This window comes from Exilibacterium tricleocarpae (assembly GCF_007004655.1).
Taxonomy (GTDB): Bacteria; Pseudomonadota; Gammaproteobacteria; order Pseudomonadales; family Cellvibrionaceae; genus Exilibacterium; species Exilibacterium tricleocarpae.
Window position 1 is genome coordinate 367,865 of the sequence record NZ_ML660087.1, and the last position, 18,219, is coordinate 386,083.

The window sequence follows — 18,219 nt, forward strand, 5'->3', positions numbered from 1 at the left end:
CGAGTTAATCGGCGTCCTACGTGGCTGCCACTGCGTAAAAGAGACAATCGTCGCGAGCTATTTTGGCGTTGGTGGTGGCCATAAATAAACGCAGATTGCGGGCCGGATACAGCCAGCCGTTGTCTTCGCGCAGCAGGTGACTGACCCGATCGATACCGGCAGTGTCGGGCGCGGCCAACTGCCGCAGGCCGCCGGGACCCACCCAGCCCAGGCAGCGATCGACGGGAGTGATGCCGTAATTGCAGCGTTCAATATCCGGCCACAGGGTAACATCGCTGTCCTCCGATGGGCTGGCGCTGTAGGTCACAGTGACGGCCGGCTTTAAGATCACGCGTACAGGGTGATGGAGCACTTCCAACTCATGTCTTGGCGCCGCCGGGAACAACACATCGGCAGTCGTTATATTCTCAATGCCGGCGAGCGCGGTAGCCTGTGATTCCTCGTCCCGGGCGCCGCCACATTCGATGGTCACCGCCGGGCAACCGGCATCGATTTCCATAAGGCTACCCAGGCGCAGATCGGTGACGATCAGGCGCCGGCAGAAAAAACCGGCCAGGTTCCGCTGTGCAAATCCATCGGCTGTAGCGACTGCGAAGGAAGGGCCGCTGCCGGATGTGTTGTGAATATCGATAACGCACTCCGGTTGCAGGCTGATGATTCTCTCCATAATCTGTTGCGCGAGGTGTCCCTGTTGATCGTTAAACGGCGCTTTGAAACAGCGATTGAGGTCGCGCTGCCCGGCCGCCATGCGACGGGAAAAAACCGGCTCCTGCAGTGCTGTAGTTACCGAGGCGATGAGTAAGCTGATATTGACTGCCGGTGTGTCCAGACCTTGCAGCCAGCGGTGGATCGCCAGCACACCCGAGGGCTCGTTACCGTGCAACAAAGTGGTGAGCACCCGCCGACGGCTGCTGTCGATGCCGGGTATATCGATCCAACTGGGGCGGCCAAGCTGGCGCAACCAACTGACACTGTCCTGAGCCAGCGACGGCAACTGCGCTACGTTCAGCACGGCGACAGGTGTCTGTGACGCGCCGCCGCTCACGAGGGCAGGGCCCAGTCGCTCAGCACTTTCCCCCGGGCTTGTTCCCGACAGTACTGCTGTAGCATTTTGCGGCAGGCGGCAAGCCGGTCGTTGCCCGCCTGCTGGTAAAACGCCAGTGTCTCTCTTTGCCATCGGGACGGTGTCAGGCGCTGTTGGAAGCGGCGTTCGACAATGGCGAGGTAGCGACTGATATCGGCGGCGTCGACACCGGCTGCCGCCAGCCCTTTACCGGCGTAAGGCAACACGGCCTCGAGTATGCTGAGCAGCGGGGTCTCGACCACGCGCTGGCGTTTGCGGTGCGGCCACACCAGCACTGCGTCCAGGCCCTGTTGCGCGGCCCGGTAAAAATTGTACTCCGCGTAAGGGAAGGGAATCGATGGCAACCAGTCGCGCACATAATCTCGCAGTCCCATCGCCAGACCCACGTACAAGGCGGTATTGGCCACCATATCGCCGCTGCTCGGACCCGCCGGCAGGGCGCGCATCTCAATGCGCAGATGGCCGCCGTCGCTGTTGTCGTAAACGGCGCGATTCCAGGGCCACACCGATCCCATATGCAGCCTGAGTTCAGGCAGCTCCGGTGTCCCGCCGGCAACCGCCGTTGCGTCGGAGAGTACCGGCATGATCGGGCGATGCAGAGAAACCGTTTCGGCAAACAGCTCCCAGGCGCCGTCGCGCACCCAGCCGTGGCCAAAAGCGACCCGCGCCGGCTCCTGCCAGTTGCCGCGGCCCCGCATGCGATAGTCGACGGATTGTTTGAACAGGGCGATGCGGGTTTCCTCCCACAACAGCTTTTGCAGCAACAGCGGCGAATTGGCCGACAGCGCCAGCACCAGCGGTGTGACCAGTTGCAGTGTGTTAAAGGTATCGGCGAAGCGCTCCGGCTCCACCCGGAGGTGGATTTGAAAAGAGGTGTTGGCCCCCTCCAGCATGACATTTGAACTGGTGACCTGGAGGCTGTCGTCACCGCGAATATTGACGACGAAGTCCTCGCCGCGCAGCGCCTTTAAACTCTTCGACAGCACGCGGTAGCGAGGCAAATCCGTCATGGCGGAACCGTCCAGATCGGGCAGTTGCAGAGTCGGCAGTATGCCGATCGGAATGACCTGGCCGGCATGGCCCCGGGCGGCCTGCTGCAACATGTCGAGAGCGGCGGTCAGTTCGTTCTCGAGGCTGGAAAACGGTGTGCCTTGAAGCTGCACCGGTTGCAGATTGTATTCGATATTGTAGCGGTTGAGTTCCAGTTGTAACTGTGGGTGTTGCAGCTCGTCGACCAGTGTTTTATTGATCGGGAGGACACCGCCGTCGGGCCGGGTGATATAGGCCTCCACCTCTGCGCCCAGAGACAGGGGCCCCTGCCCGAAGCCCGGCTCGGCGAGCAGGTCGCGCAGTATATGCAGACTGTTTTGCAGGCGGGTGCCGAATTCCCGATGATCCTTTTCGGTGAAGTTTTCGCGATCGATATCCAGGCCCATAATTCCATCTCGGACGATAACAGTCGACAACAGGGGTATGTATATCGCCTTATTTAGCGTGTTTCCCCAATCCTTGTCAACAACACCCGGGCCAACCGGTTCACAACCGGCGCAGCAATCTGTCTAAAAACGGCGCCCGAGCAACAAGCTGTACACAAACGGGTCGATTTCCAGATCGACATCGAGCTTGCTGCCGTTGTCAAAGCTGATTTCGGCTGTCGTGTCTATATCTATCCATCTCATCGAGGCGTTGATGAACCAGTTGTCGCCGATCTGGTAGTCCAGCCCGAATTGCAGCGACAGGCCCCAGGAATTGTCCAACTCCAGGTCGGCGCCGGTAAGTCCGAGGCCGGTGAGTGTGGTGTCGGCAGCGCCGGTGACGTCTTCGCTGAAAAACAACGTGTAGTTCAGGCCCACGCCGGCATACGGCGTAGCGCGGCCGATAGGGTTGAAGTGGTAGATGGCGCTTAAGGTCGGTGGCAGGTGGTCGATCTCCGCTATATCCAGGTTCGCCAACTCTCCGGTCCCGGAAACGGTGTGGTTAAAAGGGGTGGCCGCCAGCAGCTCCAGGCCCCAGTTTTGCGTGAGCATATAAGTGGCGGTCAGGCCGAGTTGGGAGTTCTCGTCCACCTCGAGTTTTGAGGTGCCGCCGTTGAGACTGAGTGTCGCGCCGTTGAGCTTTACAGTGTCGCTGCTCTCGTCGGGGGCAACGGTCGCAACGCCGGCGCGCAGTATCCATTCTCCCGCTTCATAGGCAACCGCGGGTGCGGCGGCCAGCGGCAGCGTTAGGGCGGAAAAAAAGCCGAGTGTTTTGATGCGTGTGTTCATGGTGCTTCCTTTATCTTCGTCCGGTCGTTGTGTTAACATCGGCGCCTGTCTGAGCGTCCGCTCGCCTGCGGACGTTTTTGCTGGAACTCCTGCTCAGGCTCAACCCGATAATAACAAGCGCACAACGCCCTGCCCCGAAGCGACATAGAAGCCGGCGGGTCGGGCAATTCGATCTGCACTTATCTGGTGTTTCGAATCATCAGGTCTAAGGCAACGGCAAGACTCCGTTTTTCAGGGGCGACGATCGTTTACTGCCGCTCAGGCTGCAGTTCTAAAAAGCGTAGACTATTGATTGAAGAAAGCCTATTCGATTTGTTGAGAAGTTTGAAAAAAAGTATGTTTGGCTAAGGCGGCGACTTGTAGGCACTGACCCTGCGCCTTAGCGCGACGGCAGGTAAATGACGATGTTATCTGAACTGCGCAGCGTCCCCTACTGGCGACTGTCGAGCTTTTACTTTTTTAACTGCGCGGTGCTGGGCGCCATACTGCCCTATTGGGGGCTCTACCTCCAGGAGCTTGGGTTTTCCGCCACCCAGATCGGCAGTGTCGGCGCCATCCTGATGGCAACCAATATTGTCGCGCCCAATCTCTGGGGGTGGATATCCGATTATACCGGCCGCCGTCTGCTGGTAATTCGTGGCGGCATATTTCTCGCTTGCTTCAGTTTCCTCGGCATCTTTTATGTGGATTCTTTTATCGGTTTTGCGGTGCTTACAGGCTGCTGCAGTTTTTGTTGGCAGGGCCTGAATTCCCAATTTGAAGTTATCACCCTGGGGCATTTGAGCGGCCGCACTCAATACTATGGCCATATCCGGCTGTGGGGGTCGGTGGGGTTTGTGGCGGCGGTGGCCAGCCTGGGTTTGGCCCTTGATTATATGTCGATTCACCGCCTGCCTTATGTCGTGCTGAGTCTCCTGATCTGTATGTGGTTCAGCACCCTGTCGGTGAGCGGCGCCGGCAGTGCCAGTGGCGGGCGTGAATCCGGGACGGGGCTGGCGCAAGTAGTCAGGCAGCCGGTTGTGTGGGGCTTATTGTTATCGGTGACGTTGTTGCAACTCAGTCACGGTGCCTACTACACCTTCTACAGCCTGTATCTGGATAGCTACGGTTACAGCAAAGCGACAATCGGCGGCCTCTGGGCGCTGGCCGTTATCGCCGAGGTGTTGATGTTTCTGGTTATGTACAAGGTCGTGATGCGGATCAGTTTGCGCGGCATTCTAGCGTTTGGTATGGCGGTGGCGGCGGTGCGCTGGGGCGTTATTGCCGCCGCGCCGGATGCGCTGGTGGTGTTGATAGCGGCACAGCTTTGCCACGCCTTTACGTTCACGGCGGTTCATGTAGCGGTGATTGAATTTATCCGGCGTCACTTCGGCAGCCGCTATCAGGGCCAGGGGCAGGCACTGTATTGCTCGCTGTGTATCGGCGCGGGCGGTGCGTTGGGGGCGATGTTGAGCGGCCGCAGTTGGGAGTGGAGCGGGGCGGGTACTTTCGGTTTTGCCGCCTTGGCGGCAGCGCTCGGGCTGTGGGTGACTTGGCGTTGGGTGTATCCGTTGCCGCGCGAAAGCGATGAACAAACGCTGGTGACGGAAGCTAAGTAGCGCAGACATTGCAGTCATTGCAACAGTGTGCGTTAAAACCGGTATCTCGTGTTTGTCTGTCGGTTTATTTTCAATATAACTATGAGTGCATTTTGTGTTTGTACTTGCAGGGCAGGGCTGAAAAAATCGCCGCGCCTATTCCCGCGGCGCCGGTCCGGTGCTGCCACGGACTACCAGTTCATGGGGCAGGATATTGAGCGTTTTCTCCGGCTTTCTGCCTTCGATCAGGGCCAGCAGCGTTTCCATACTGATTTTCCCGATCTGTTCCATGGGTTGGGCGACCGTCGTTAACGGCGGCGCCGAATATTTTGCAGGGGCAACACCGTCCACGCCGATAACTGAAATATCTTCAGGCACGCGGTAACCCAGTTCCCGTAAAATATGCAGCGCGCCTATGGCCACTGAGTCTCCGAGGCAGAAAATAGCCGAGGGGCGCTGTTTGTGCTGCATCAACTGCCGGGTGCCTTCGACGCCGGATTCACTGGAGTAATCCCCGTAGCAGATAAGTTTCTCGTCAACGGTAATATCCGCTTCGGTGAGGGCGGCGCGGTACCCGGCGAGGCGGTCGATGGAGCTGCGCAGTTCGGTCGGCCCGGCAATGGCGGCAATACGGGTATGGCCGAGTTCCAGCAGATGGCGGGTGGCGGTGCGGCCAACCTCCTGATTGTCGACGACCACTTTGTGCACGCCCTCCGTGGGCACCACCTCGGCAATACTGACGAGAGGCGGCAACTGCAGCGCCAATTGCGTCTGTTCGTCTATATCGTAGGGCAGCCGCTGGGAGCTGATAATGATGCCGTCGGCCTGCCGGCTGCGCACCATTTTGGCAAAGGCGCGCTCGAGGGCGGGATCATCCAGAGTGTCTCCGAGCAGCACCGAGTAGCCGCGCGCGATGGCAACGCGCTCGATTTCTCTGACGATAGGGGAGAAGAAGGGATTAGTAATATCGGGCAGTATCACCACGATCGTGTGAGAACTGCCCTGGCGCAGGCTGGCGCCGAGGCGGTTGGGGGTATAGCCCAAACGATCGACGACTGACATTACCTTGTTGCGGGTTTCGGGAGAGACGATATCCGGATTGCGCAGCGTGCGCGACACTGTGGCTTTGCATACGCCCGCCTGGGCAGCAATATCATCGATCTTTATCGTGGCCATAAGTATCCGTTGACAGTAAGTGTTTTGCAGCAGTTGCTGTTCTCAATCGAGTACCGGCACACCCGCTGGTTGCTGAATAGGTTGATATCGTTTTCATCTGTCGCAGATTATGTCAGATGCAACCCTCGCTGCCAAATGTATCTGCAGTAAATGCCGGTAACGCTTCAGGTGGTTAAAGTCAGCTCCTTTCCGCCGCTCCCTTGCTTTGGGCCCTGCAGCCTCCCCAACATTCTAAGGACTGCGGTATCTTGTCATTTCTGTGGTTTTTATAGCCTACAAAACCCCTACGGGAACGCTAGCGGGTTTCGTGAGGAGTGCCGGCATTGAAGGGTTTCAGTTACCGGTCTCGATTGACAGGCCTGTAATACCACATTAGAGTGGGATGATATCGTTTTCATGTCAGCTAGAAAAGCTATTCGTCTCCCGGTTGTCTTTCTGCACGAGATTGGTGGAGCGGGTAGCGGGTCTGCATCGCGAAAACACACCACCAGACACTTGCCGCTGTTTTGCGCCATAACCATCTGGGCGCTGGTAGAATCCGGGGAGATTATCTGTGCGCACTGAGGATAACAACAACCAATCAAACGACTATCTCCGGGTTCCGCGAGCCCATGAGTTTCGCCCGACGTTGCGCCGGCTGGCGGCCGCGGGCCTGGTTCTGGGTTTGCTTTCGCTCGCCGGTGCTGCCCAGGCCAAAAAAAATGTCATCTTTATCCTTAGTGACGACCATCGCTACGACTTTATGAGTTTTATCGAGGCGGCGCCGGATTTTTTGAGTACACCGGCGCTGGACCGTATGGCGGCCGAAGGTATGCATTTGCGCAATGCTTTTGTTACCACCTCGCTGTGTTCACCCAGTCGGGCCTCGATTCTGACAGGGCAGTACGCGCATCGACACGGTGTTGTCGATAATTCCAGCCCGGTGCCGCAGGGGACGCGGTTTTTTCCCCGGGATTTGCAAAAGGTCGGTTACCGCACGGCATTTATCGGCAAGTGGCATATGGGAGAGGAGGACGACCGGCCGCGGCCCGGTTTTGATCATTGGGTGAGTTTTCGCGGGCAGGGCGTGTATGAGAACCCGACCCTCAACGTGAACGGCAGGCGTGTCGAACGGCGGGGTTATGTCACCGACCTCCTCACCGACTATGCGGTGGAATGGCTGCAGTCCCAGCGCGGTAGCAAGGCACCGTTTTTTCTTTATCTCTCGCACAAGGCTGTGCACGCCGAGTTTATTCCGGCGCCGCGCCATCTGGGCCGCTATGGCGAGGCCAAAACCCGGTTTCCGGCCACCATGGCCAACACCGAACGCAATTACCGCGGCAAACCCAAATGGGTGCGCGAGCAGCGCTACAGTTGGCACGGTGTCGACTACCCCTACCACGGACAGTTGGATGACTTTGACGGGTTTTACCGCCGCTATGCCGAGACTCTGTTGGCAGTCGATGACAGTGTCGCCCGCCTGTTGGCCTACCTTGGGCAACACGATCTGGCCAAAGACACGCTGGTTATGTATATGGGCGACAATGGTTTTCTGTTGGGCGAACACGGTCTGATCGATAAACGCAATGCCTACGAGGCCTCAATACGCGTGCCTATGCTGGCCTGGGCGCCAGGCTTTATTCGAGCCGGAACCGTGGCAGACACCCTGGTGCGAAATATTGACGTTGCGCCGACGTTGCTGGCGTTGGCGGGCGCCGATACGAGCATCGCCACGGATGGAGAATCTTTTTTGCCGCTGTTGCGTGGGCGCCCGCGGCGGAGTCTGCAGCGGGAGTTTCTCTACGAATACTACTGGGAACATGCGTTTCCCCATACGCCGACCACATTTGCCCTGCGCGGAGAGCGCTTCAAATATATTTATTATCATGGTGTTTGGGATCGCGCCGAACTCTATGACCTGGAGGCGGACCCTGAAGAGCGTCACAACCTGGCTGAGATACCCGCTTTTGTCGGTACTGCCAAAACCATGCATGAGCGCCTGTTCGATCGCCTAGAGGCCGATAATGCCATGCAGGTGCCACTGCGGCGGAGTCACTGGCAGGCAGGCGAGCGCTTGTTAGGGAAATAGGTCGGGTTGCAAACGCCGGTTGGTAACCTGGCCGGACCGGGCGCCGCTTGGTTTAGGCGGCTGCACAAAATGCCGGCTGTATTTGCGTGATGTGCCCGCACTTGTGTGACACCATCAACGGCAGTTTGGCTGGTGACCTGATTCTGTTGCCTGTCAGACGTTTGGACGACTCGTCCTTATACCGTTAGGCGCGATGTTGAGATATGTTTTTATAACCCTTCGAGCTCTATTCCGGCTGCAGCGAAGGGTTCTTGCTCCCACTTTGTCGCCGGCTGTTGACAAGGCTGAGAGGATTGAATAGAGTCAGGAAACCGATTTCATCCAGATAGTTTTTTTTAAGGCAGCTATGAAACCGATTTCACCGCTGCCTATTTCTTCTCAATGGATGAAATCGATTTCTTTCGGTTTATGGAAATTAGCCTCTGTTGTTGTTGAGGGCGACGATTAAAGGTGACGATAAAAGCGGCTCATACGGCTGGTGCTTACAGCAGGTGCTGGTGAAAGGTGCTCAAAAAAGTGCCCAAAAAAGTGCCCAAAGAAGTACCCAAAGAAGTACCCAAAAAAGTACCCAAAGAAGTACCCAAAAAAGTACCCAAAAAGTACCGAAAAAGTACCCAAAAAGTACCGAAAAAGTACCCGCAAAGTTGTGACGATGAAAAAACAATACCGATAAGTCTGTACCTATGACTCAGTACCGATAAACCAGAATAAAACATACGGTTGGAGCGGCCAGCACGCTTCGGCTTTCGGTGAGGAGAGTAATCATGAATCACTATTCCTATTGGTTAAAAACATGGGCGTGCTCGTTGATCCTGGTGGCGATGACGATTCCGCCGGCACTGGGGCAGATCGAGGCCGCCAGCCTGCGCGGTAAGATTGTTTTCGCGGATACCGCCAAAGCCGGCGTCGAAGTGGTCGCCGTCGATATCGAACGGGGTTATACCAGCACCGCCATCACCCGGGCGGACGGTTCCTATATTTTTGTCGGTATGAAACCGGGTCGCTATCGTATTTACGTCGGTGACGCCGGCGCCGAGCAGAGTGAGACGATTACGCTGCGCATCGGCCAGACCGCCAGTCTGGACTTCGATATCAACGCGGCCCCCGGCGGCGGTATGGATGAAATAGTGGTGGTGGCCGAGCGCATCGAGAATTTCCAGGGCGGTGAAGTCGGCACCACCATTACACCTGAGATGATGGCGCGCCTGCCCCAGGTCACGCGCAACTTTTTGTCGTTTGCCGAACTGGCGCCGGGGGTCAAGTTCAACCAGGGTGCCGACGGCAGCACCAGTATTCGCGGCGGGGCCCAGCACCAGCGGGGTGTCAATGTCTTTCTCGACGGCGTGAGCCAGAAAGACTATGTGTTGAAAGGTGGCATCACCGGCCAGGATACCAGCCGGGGCAATCCTTTTCCCCAATCGGCAGTCGGGGAATACAAGGTGATCACCCAGAATTACAAAGCGGAATATGACCATGTGGGCAGCACCGCCATTACCGCCGTAACCCGTTCGGGGACCAATGAATTTCACGGTGATTTTTTCTATGATTACACCAATCAGAGTCTGCGCTCGCGGACACCCGTTGAGGAAAAAACCGGTGAGAAGGTTGACTCGTCTCAGGAGCAATACGGCTTCACCTGGTCGGGCCCGATCATCAAGGACAAACTGCATTTTTTTGCATCCTATGAACGCAAAAACAACGAAGACCCGCGGGATGTGATTGCCACGACCACCGCAGCGCCGTTGCCGGCGGAATTGTTGGCGTTGACCGGCAGAAAGATTTCGGAGTTTGAAGAGGATTTGTTTTTCGGCAAGTTAAATTGGTCTATCGACCAGGCGCAAGCACTGGAGGCATCGATCAAGTACCGCGACGAAAGCGAGACCACCGGTTTTGGCGGTGTCAATACCCGGTCGTACGGCAGCAGCAGAGACCAGGAAGATGTGCGCGTGCAGGTAAAGCATACTTACAGCACGCCGAGCTGGCAGAATGAGGCCCGTATTACTTATGAGGATTCAAGCTGGAACCCCAATCCGCTGACGTCCGGTATCGGGACCGTGTTGCACAACAGTGCCCGCCAAACCATTTTGAATCTGGGCGCCGGCCGCAATTTCCAGGATAAGGGGCAGGAGGGGTGGTCGTTGCAAAATGATTTCACTTTTACGGATATCGAATGGCACGGCAGCCATGTGATCAAGGCCGGTATTAAATACAAGGAAATTACATTAAAGACGGTCCAGCTACAGCCGTTCAACCCGCAGTATTACTACAACGTCGAATTCAACGGCCCCGACACCTTTGCCCTTGTGCAGCCTTATCGCGTGGAGTGGGGCGTCGGTGTGGCGGGCTTTGACAACCGGGGGGCGATTGAGTCCGATAACACTCAGTTAGGCATCTACATCCAGGACGACTGGTATGTTACCGACCGCCTGACACTGAATCTGGGTATCCGCTGGGATTATGAGGAAACGCCTGTCTACAAGGATTATGTGACACCGCCGGATGTCGTGGACGCCTTGCGCAATTGGGAGAATATCAACAACCCCAACGCCGGTTTCGATATCAACGACTGGATCAGCACCGGCAGCAACCGGGATTACTTCACCGGCGCCTGGCAGCCGCGGCTGGGGTTCTCCTACACGCTCGACAGTGCTTCTCGCCACACGTTATTCGGCGGCTATGGTCGCTCCTACGACCGCAATCAGTTCGACTTCCTGCAAGTCGAGCAGACCAAAGGCACCTTTGCCGCCCGCTCATTCTTTTTTGAGGGAGACCCGGACAACCCCTGTTCCGGCGATACCTGTGTACCCTGGGACCCGATCTATCTCACCCAGGAGGGGCTGGACAGCCTACTGGCCAGTACCAGTGGCGCCGGGCGCGAAATCAACCTGCTGAACAACGATCTGGACGTGCCTTATTCGGACCAGTTCAGCCTCGGTGTGCGCAGCAGTTGGGACAGTGACTGGCGCACCGAAGTCACCCTGTCACGCGTTGAGAGTAAAAACGGTTTTAACTGGTTGCTGGGCAATCGCCGGGAAGATGGCAGTTTTTTTGCACCGGGCACTATTTGGCAAGCCCCGTTTGGCATCTCCCCGCCCGGATTCAGCAATCTGATTCTCTCCAGTAACGATCTCGAAAGCCGCACTAACGCCTTGTTCGTTAAAATCGAAAGACCGCATCTGGATAACTGGGGTTTCAGCCTGGCCTATACCTACACGGATGCCGAAGAAAACTGGCGCTACAACGGCACCTTCACACTCGCGTACCCCTCGGTGGATTTCCACGGCTGGCAAGACGCGATTGGCGTTTCTGATCATCGCATTATTGCCACCGGCACCTACGATCTGCCCTGGGGCATCTTTCTGTCAGGCAAACTGACTTTAGCCTCGACGCCGCCGTTTCAGTACACGGACTGCCTGGATGGACCCGATCAGTGTTTTTTTGATCGCATCGAGCCCGATGACGGTGAATTCCGGCAGTTGGACGTGGCGCTCAGTAAAGAGTTTGCGGCCGGTTTCGGATTGTTTGGCGATGACTCGACGTTTCGTATCCGCCTGGACATTCTGAACTTGTTTGACACCCGCAACTGGCGATCCTATGACCTGACTACCGGTAACCGCGATAACCCCAATGCCAACTTCGGCAGGCACCGGGACGAGTTGGAGGGGCCGTCGCGCACGGCCAAGCTGTCAGTGGGTTGGAGCTGGTAAAAAAGCGACTGTATGATCGTTTGCACATGCCCGGCTGCGGCTTCGCCCCGGGCACTGCCGACAATCGTCTTGGTAAACGGAGAACAACGCTATGCTGCGAAGAAGGCTTGCCGGTTGGTGCACGGCAATAGTGCTACTGTTGATGATGCCGCCCACCGATGCCGAACCGCCACCGCTGCAGGCCCAAGGCTATGATCGACACGTGGAGCTGCGGTGGCAGGGGCTGCATCAACCCGGTTTGCAGTATCAGCTTGCAGTATCGGTAAACGGCGGCAACTGGCAACACCGCATCACTACAACGGCCGCCTCGGCGCTGGATTTTGTCGGCGAGTTGGGGCGCAACCTGACGCTGCGCTATAAGCTTGTGGCGGTGAAAGACGGCGTCGAGCGCGAACTTGCCCGCGCCCGCGCAGAGACCCGGGACTTCTCCGATGCGGAATTGCTGGAGATGGTCCAACGCTACACCTTTCGCTATTTCTGGGACCATGCCGATCCGGCGTCGGGGTGGGCAAGGGAGCGTGAACCGAACGAGAAAGACGGCGATATTATTACCTCCGGCGGCACCGGCTTTGGTGTTATGGCAGTGATAGTGGGTGCTGAAAGAGGGTGGATCACTCGCGCCGAGGCGGTGCAGCGGCTGTTGAAACTGACCCGGTCGCTGCGCGAGTTCGAACGCTTTCACGGCATGTGGGCGCACTGGTATCACGCCGGGAGCCGGCAGGTCTTTCACTTCAGTCGATACGATGACGGTGGTGATATTGTCGAGTCGGCGTTTATGGCCCAGGGCCTGTTGACGGCGCGCCAGTACTTCGATGGCGACACGGCGCCCGAACAGCAACTGCGCCGGGAGATTACCGCGCTGTGGCGGGAGATGGAGTGGGACTGGTACACCAAGGGCGAGAATGTGCTCTATTGGCACTGGTCGAAAAGTCATGCCTGGCGTATGAACCACCCGATCAGGGGATATAACGAGGCGTTGATTGTCTATGTGCTGGCGGCCGCCTCGCCAACCCACCCCATCGCTGCGCCGGTTTATCACGAAGGCTGGGCCGGTTGGGACAACAAGACGTTTCGCAACTATCGCGATTACTACGGCATGGTGTTGCCGCTCGGACCCGCAGACCAGATGGGCGGTCCGCTGTTTTTCGCGCACTATTCATTTCTCGGTTTGAACCCAAAGGGGCTGCGGGATCGCTATGCCGATTACTGGCAACAGAACTACCGTCACACCCGCATAAACCGTGCCTACTGCATCGATAATCCCTATGGCTGGAGCGGCTACGGAGAGAACTTCTGGGGCTTGACCGCCGGCGACAAAGTGCCCTCCGGTTACGCTGCCCATGCACCGGGTTTTCTGCGAGACCAGGGGACGATTACACCGACAGCGGCGCTGTCTTCCATGCCTTATACGCCAGCCGCGTCCATGCAGGTGTTGAAAAACCTCTATTTCAACCATGGCAAGACGCTGTTCGGCCCTATGGGGTTCTATGACGGTATCAACCTCAGTGTCAGTGACAAGCCTGCAGAGCAGGTGAGGAAAACGTATCTGGCCATTGACCAGGGCCCGATTGTGGTGATGCTGGAGAACCACCGCAGCGGATTGCTGTGGAAATACTTTATGCGCGACCCGGATGTGCGGGCGGGGTTGCAAAAATTGGATTTTAAGATTGATGGTAAACCGATCAGGTAGGCCGCCGTGATCGCCGATGGCTGGCGTTACCAGGTCTTGTGATGCAGTGGACACGGGTTTAAGGAATCGGCAACTATGAAAAAACTGGCTAAATCACTCATCTTTTTGTGGGGCGTAAGTGGTTTTACCGTCACCGGTTGTGTGGTGTCCGCAGTGCCGGCGCCGCCTGTCGACAGCGTCGCTGAGGCGGCGGGGGCAGCGGAAAAAGTGTCGCGGACGCTCTGGGGCGACAATGTCGGGGCCATGGACCCTTTTATCGACGCCTTGTTGGCGAAGATGACACTGGAGGAAAAAATCGGCCAGTTAAACCTGCTTACCAGCGGTTGGGATGTCACCGGGCCAACCATGAACGAAGACTACAAAGACGATATCGCCGCCGGTAAGGTCGGCGCTGTTTTCAATGCTTTTACCGCATCCTATACCCGATCGCTGCAGAAAATAGCCGTGGAGCAAACCCGCCTGGGCATTCCGCTGTTGTTTGGCTACGACGTTATTCACGGTCACAGAACCATATTTCCCATCTCGCTGGGCGAGGCTGCTTCCTGGGATCTGGCGGCTATCGAGGCGGCGGCCAGGGTGGCGGCCACCGAGGCCGCCGCCGAGGGTGTGCACTGGACGTTTGCGCCTATGGTGGATATTGCCCGCGACCCCCGATGGGGCCGGATTTCCGAGGGTTCCGGAGAAGATGTCTATCTGAGCACGCAGATTGCAACCGCGAGAGTAAAAGGTTTTCAGGGCGAGGACTTGGCTGCGCTCGATACCCTGCTCGCCTGTGCCAAGCACTACGCCGCTTACGGCCAGGCGCAGGGCGGTCGTGATTACCACACTACCGATATGTCGGAGCGAGAGCTGTGGGACACCTACCTGCCGCCGTTTCAGGCGACTGTCGAGGCGGGCGTGGCAACCCTGATGACGGCTTTTAATGATTTGAACGGCGTGCCGACAACGGGTAGTGCGTATCTGCTGGACGATATATTGAAAACCCGTTGGGGTTTCGAGGGTTTCGTGGTGACTGACTACACCTCGATCAACGAGATGGTGCCCCACGGCTTCGCCCGCGATAACAGGCATGCCACCCAGTTGGCGATCAATACGGGCGTCGATATGGATATGCAGGGCGCTGTTTTTGTCGATCATCTCAAAGCTCTGGTGCTCGAGGGCAAGGTGGCACGGGACCGCATTGATGCGGCAGCGCGCAAAATACTGGCGATGAAATATCGCCTGGGGTTGTTTGACGATCCCTATCGTTATATGGACGAAGACCGCCAGCAACGGGAAATATACAAGCCTGAAAACCTGCAGGCGGCCAGGGACATGGCCAGAAAATCCATGGTGTTGTTAAAAAACGCCGATGGTTTACTGCCGTTGCGCAAAAATGGCCTGTCGCTCGCAGTGATTGGGCCGCTGGCCGATAGCAAAGCCGATATGATCGGTTCCTGGGCCGCTGCGGGCGACCGCCACGACAAACCTGTCACGTTACTGGAGGGGATTCGGGCTGCCGTCGGCGACGATACCAAAGTCACCTATGCGCGCGGCGGCGGCTACGAATTTGACGACACCGACCGTTCGGGATTTGCCGACGCCATGGCCATTGCCCGCACCGCCGATGTGATCATACTGGCAATGGGAGAGAAGTGGGACATGACCGGCGAGGCGGCCAGTCGCACCTCGCTCGACCTGCCCGGTACCCAGCCGGCGTTGATGCGGGCGTTGCGGGAACTCGGCAAACCGATGGTACTGGTGTTGATGAACGGCCGGCCGCTGACTATCAACTGGGCCGCCACGGAGGTGGATGCGATACTCGAAACCTGGTACGCCGGCACCATGGGGGGATTTGCCATTGCCGATGTGCTGTTCGGCGATTACAACCCATCGGGTAAACTGCCCGTCACCTTTCCCAGGTCGGTGGGGCAGATACCGCTGTATTACAATATGAAAAATACCGGGCGTCCCTACGATGTGAACGGTGTGGAACAGAAATACAGATCCAGGTATATCGACTCCCCCAATACGCCGCTTTATCCGTTTGGCTACGGCCTCAGTTACACCACCTTTACCTACTCGGAAATCCGTCTGGACAGCGCGCAGATGGCGGCAGGCGGCACCCTCACCGCCTCGGTGACAGTCACCAACAGCGGCGCACGTGACGGTGAGGAAGTGGTGCAACTTTATGTCAGGGATCTGGTGGGCTCCGTCACCCGGCCGGTGAGGGAACTGAAAGGTTTTCAGAAAATAATGTTGAAAAAAGGTCAGTCACAGACGGTAACCTTTGCGTTACAGCCGGCCGACCTGGCGTTTCACCGCCGGGATATGAGCTACGGCGCCGAGGCGGGTGAGTTCAAGCTGTTTATAGGCGGTAGTTCGGAAGCTGTTAAAGAAGCGGATTTTACTTTGTTGGACACCGTGGTGCTGCGCCCGGCACACTCGCCGCAAGTGCGCGCCTTACCCCACTACCACAGCACCCGTAACCCGATAGCGAGTCTTACCCATGAGTAGAACAGCACAAGGTCTACTGGCGCTCGTGACCCTTGGCCTGGCGCTAAGTGCCGCCGCCGATCGGCCGCTGCCGAATGTGGTGTTTATTCTGGCGGACGATGTCGGCTATGGTGATATCGGCGTCTATGGCGGCAAGGTGCCCACGCCGAATATCGACCGGCTGGCGCGCCAGGGTATGCGATTTACCGACGCCCATTCACCGGCCGCTCTGTGCGCACCCTCGCGCTTTAGTCTGCTGACCGGGAGTTATCCCTATCGCAACGGTCGCGCGGGGGGGAGTTGGGATATCAACAACAGTTCCGGTTTCAGTGTCAATGGCGATAAAACCCGGGCCGGTCGCCATATCACCGTCGGGGAAGTGATGCAGCAGGCGGGTTACCGCACGGCGTTTATCGGCAAGATGCACCTGGGCGGTGATGTTTACGATAAACGCGGGCGACTGATCCGGGACAAAGCTAAACTGAATACCATGGATTTTAGTCGCGGTGTCGGTGATACCATCAACCAACACGGTTTCGATTATTCCCTGGGCTTGCAAAGCGGTATCCAACACGAGCCCTATGCCTATTTTGAAAATGGCAGATACGTGCCGGTGGATCCCGCCAAGCCTGCCGACAATTCCAGTACCCGATTGCTGCACAACGGGTTTTACCGTGTCGGCACCAACGGCCTGTCGGAAATTGTGGAGGCAAAGAAAATTCCCGCCCGCGGCGATGTGGATTACGATTCGAGCCAGGCGGGTATTATTCTCAGTGATGGGGCGGTGCGGTTTATCGATCGCCATCTGGCCGCGAACCGGACGCGTCGTGAACAACGGCCCTTTCTGCTTTACTATGCTTCACAGGCGATTCATGTACCCCATACCCCGCCTTTCGACTTTGACGGTGACGCCTCGACCGTGGATCAACCGGTGTTGGGTGTGACCGGCGCCATGACCTCCGATGTGTTGTACGAACTGGACCTCCAGGTCGGTAAAATTATCGCCAAGCTGGAGGCTGAAGGCGTTGCGGACAACACCTTGATCTTCTTTACCAGTGACAACGGTGCGCTTTGGCCCGATGTGGCGAAATACGGCATCGCGGCCCACGACAATAACGGTCCGCTGCGCGGGTACAAGGCGTCGATCCATGAAGGGGGACACCGGGTGCCTTTTATCGTCAAGTGGGGCGATGGCACTGAGTCGGGCTCGGTAATCAAGCCCGACACGGTTTCCGAGCAACTGATCGTCGGTCTCGATTGGGTGGCTACGCTCTACGAACTGACCCGGCAAAACATGCAGGAGGACCAGGCGATGGACAGTACCTCCCTGTTACCGGTGCTGCTCGGGCGACAGCCGCCGGGCAAAGCACTGCGCGAGTTTGTGCTGTACCAGGCCGGTGCAGCCTCCGTTGGTGCCATTCGCGAGGGCGATCTGGTGCTGGTGGTGGATCAACACAAGCAGGCGACCGAGCTTTATGATTTGTCGACTGACCTGGCACAACAGCACAATCTGGTCGGTGAGTCGCGGTGGCGGGATACGGTGTCCCGATTGCGCGACAAATTCCTGACTTACCACGATCGGGACAATACCACCTTTGATGAACCGCGGACTACCCGGGCATACCGGGCTGCGGGGCATTTACCCCATCTACCTTGACCGTTGGCCAACATAGATTTAACGGCAGGGAGCCGATAACAGTTCCGAGTTCCTTCGCTATAACGTCCTCCAGACTTTGGGTGACTGTTTTATCGGCGACAGGGAAACGGATCCTCAGGATCTCGTGCCTGCAGTTTAACCGCTGGGTTTGCGCCGAGTCGGCCCGGGCGTCTGTGCGTATGTGCAACGCAACGGTAAGGGGGCGGTCAAGGTCTTGCAATTGAATCTCCAGGTTGACTACGGATACCATTTCGCTGGCCGCTTTCCAGCGGCTGACTCTGGGCGCGAATAGTTTTAAATTGCCGCTGTTGGATTTTAGTATTCGTGGAAACCTTGCATCAGTTCGCGTTTGTTTAGTATAGCCAGCTATATTGTGATGTCTGTAAGTCGACTTTTGCTCGTTATATTTGGAATTTCCTGTATAGGGATAAATCAGCAACAAGACCATGAATAGATACACAGGTTTCATAAGTACACTGCACAATAAAGGAGCATCGTCGCCATTGCCTGGACACCTTATG

10 protein-coding genes are annotated in these 18,219 nt (G+C 57.2%); 6 read left to right on the top strand and 4 right to left on the bottom strand.

The genetic code is table 11. The annotated features are described in order from the left end of the window. Nucleotides 1–16: 16 nt before the first annotated feature. From FKG94_RS01425 to FKG94_RS01430, 3 genes are all read right to left on the bottom strand, one after another. A complete protein-coding gene (locus FKG94_RS01425) occupies nucleotides 17–1,012 on the bottom strand; it encodes a M14 family metallopeptidase (RefSeq protein ID WP_179957431.1) in 996 nt (331 codons plus the stop codon). 29 nt (nucleotides 1,013–1,041) lie between these two features. Continuing rightward, a complete protein-coding gene (locus tag FKG94_RS28635; RefSeq protein WP_179957432.1) occupies nucleotides 1,042–2,520 on the bottom strand; it encodes a glutamate-cysteine ligase family protein in 1,479 nt (492 codons plus the stop codon). Between the two features lie 123 nt (nucleotides 2,521–2,643). After that, nucleotides 2,644–3,348, bottom strand: a complete 705-nt coding sequence (locus FKG94_RS01430; protein WP_142902394.1) for an OmpW/AlkL family protein — start codon at nucleotides 3,346–3,348, stop codon at nucleotides 2,644–2,646. 398 nt (nucleotides 3,349–3,746) lie between these two features. Here FKG94_RS01430 and FKG94_RS01435 point away from each other — a divergent pair, with 398 nt between their 5' ends. Then, nucleotides 3,747–4,946 carry an MFS transporter gene (locus tag FKG94_RS01435; protein ID WP_142902395.1) on the top strand — a complete coding sequence of 400 codons (1,200 nt, stop codon included), beginning with the start codon at nucleotides 3,747–3,749 and terminating at the stop codon, nucleotides 4,944–4,946. A gap of 135 nt (nucleotides 4,947–5,081) precedes the next feature. Here FKG94_RS01435 and FKG94_RS01440 read toward each other — a convergent pair whose 3' ends face one another. Beyond that, nucleotides 5,082–6,101: a LacI family DNA-binding transcriptional regulator gene (locus FKG94_RS01440; RefSeq protein ID WP_142902396.1), complete on the bottom strand. Its 1,020-nt coding sequence runs from the start codon at nucleotides 6,099–6,101 to the stop codon at nucleotides 5,082–5,084. Between the two features lie 553 nt (nucleotides 6,102–6,654). On the opposite strand from FKG94_RS01440, the gene FKG94_RS01445 reads away from it, so the two are divergent. From FKG94_RS01445 to FKG94_RS01465, 5 genes are all read left to right on the top strand, one after another. Further along, complete coding sequence (locus FKG94_RS01445; protein ID WP_218943393.1) at nucleotides 6,655–8,169, top strand: sulfatase family protein; 1,515 nt, start codon at nucleotides 6,655–6,657, stop codon at nucleotides 8,167–8,169. A gap of 764 nt (nucleotides 8,170–8,933) precedes the next feature. After that, nucleotides 8,934–11,876, top strand: a complete 2,943-nt coding sequence (locus tag FKG94_RS01450) for a TonB-dependent receptor (protein WP_142902397.1) — start codon at nucleotides 8,934–8,936, stop codon at nucleotides 11,874–11,876. Between the two features lie 91 nt (nucleotides 11,877–11,967). Continuing rightward, the gene (locus FKG94_RS01455; RefSeq protein WP_218943394.1) at nucleotides 11,968–13,566 is read left to right on the top strand and encodes a glucoamylase family protein; all 1,599 of its coding nucleotides are present in this window, start codon (nucleotides 11,968–11,970) and stop codon (nucleotides 13,564–13,566) included. Nucleotides 13,567–13,641: 75 nt separating this feature from the next. Next, a complete protein-coding gene (gene bglX / locus FKG94_RS01460) occupies nucleotides 13,642–16,062 on the top strand; it encodes a beta-glucosidase BglX (protein ID WP_179957433.1) in 2,421 nt (806 codons plus the stop codon). Next, nucleotides 16,055–17,698 (top strand): sulfatase-like hydrolase/transferase, encoded by a 1,644-nt coding sequence (locus tag FKG94_RS01465; protein ID WP_142902398.1) that lies wholly within the window; start codon nucleotides 16,055–16,057, stop codon nucleotides 17,696–17,698. Before bglX ends, FKG94_RS01465 begins: the two co-directional genes overlap by 8 nt. Nucleotides 17,699–18,219 lie beyond the last annotated feature (521 nt).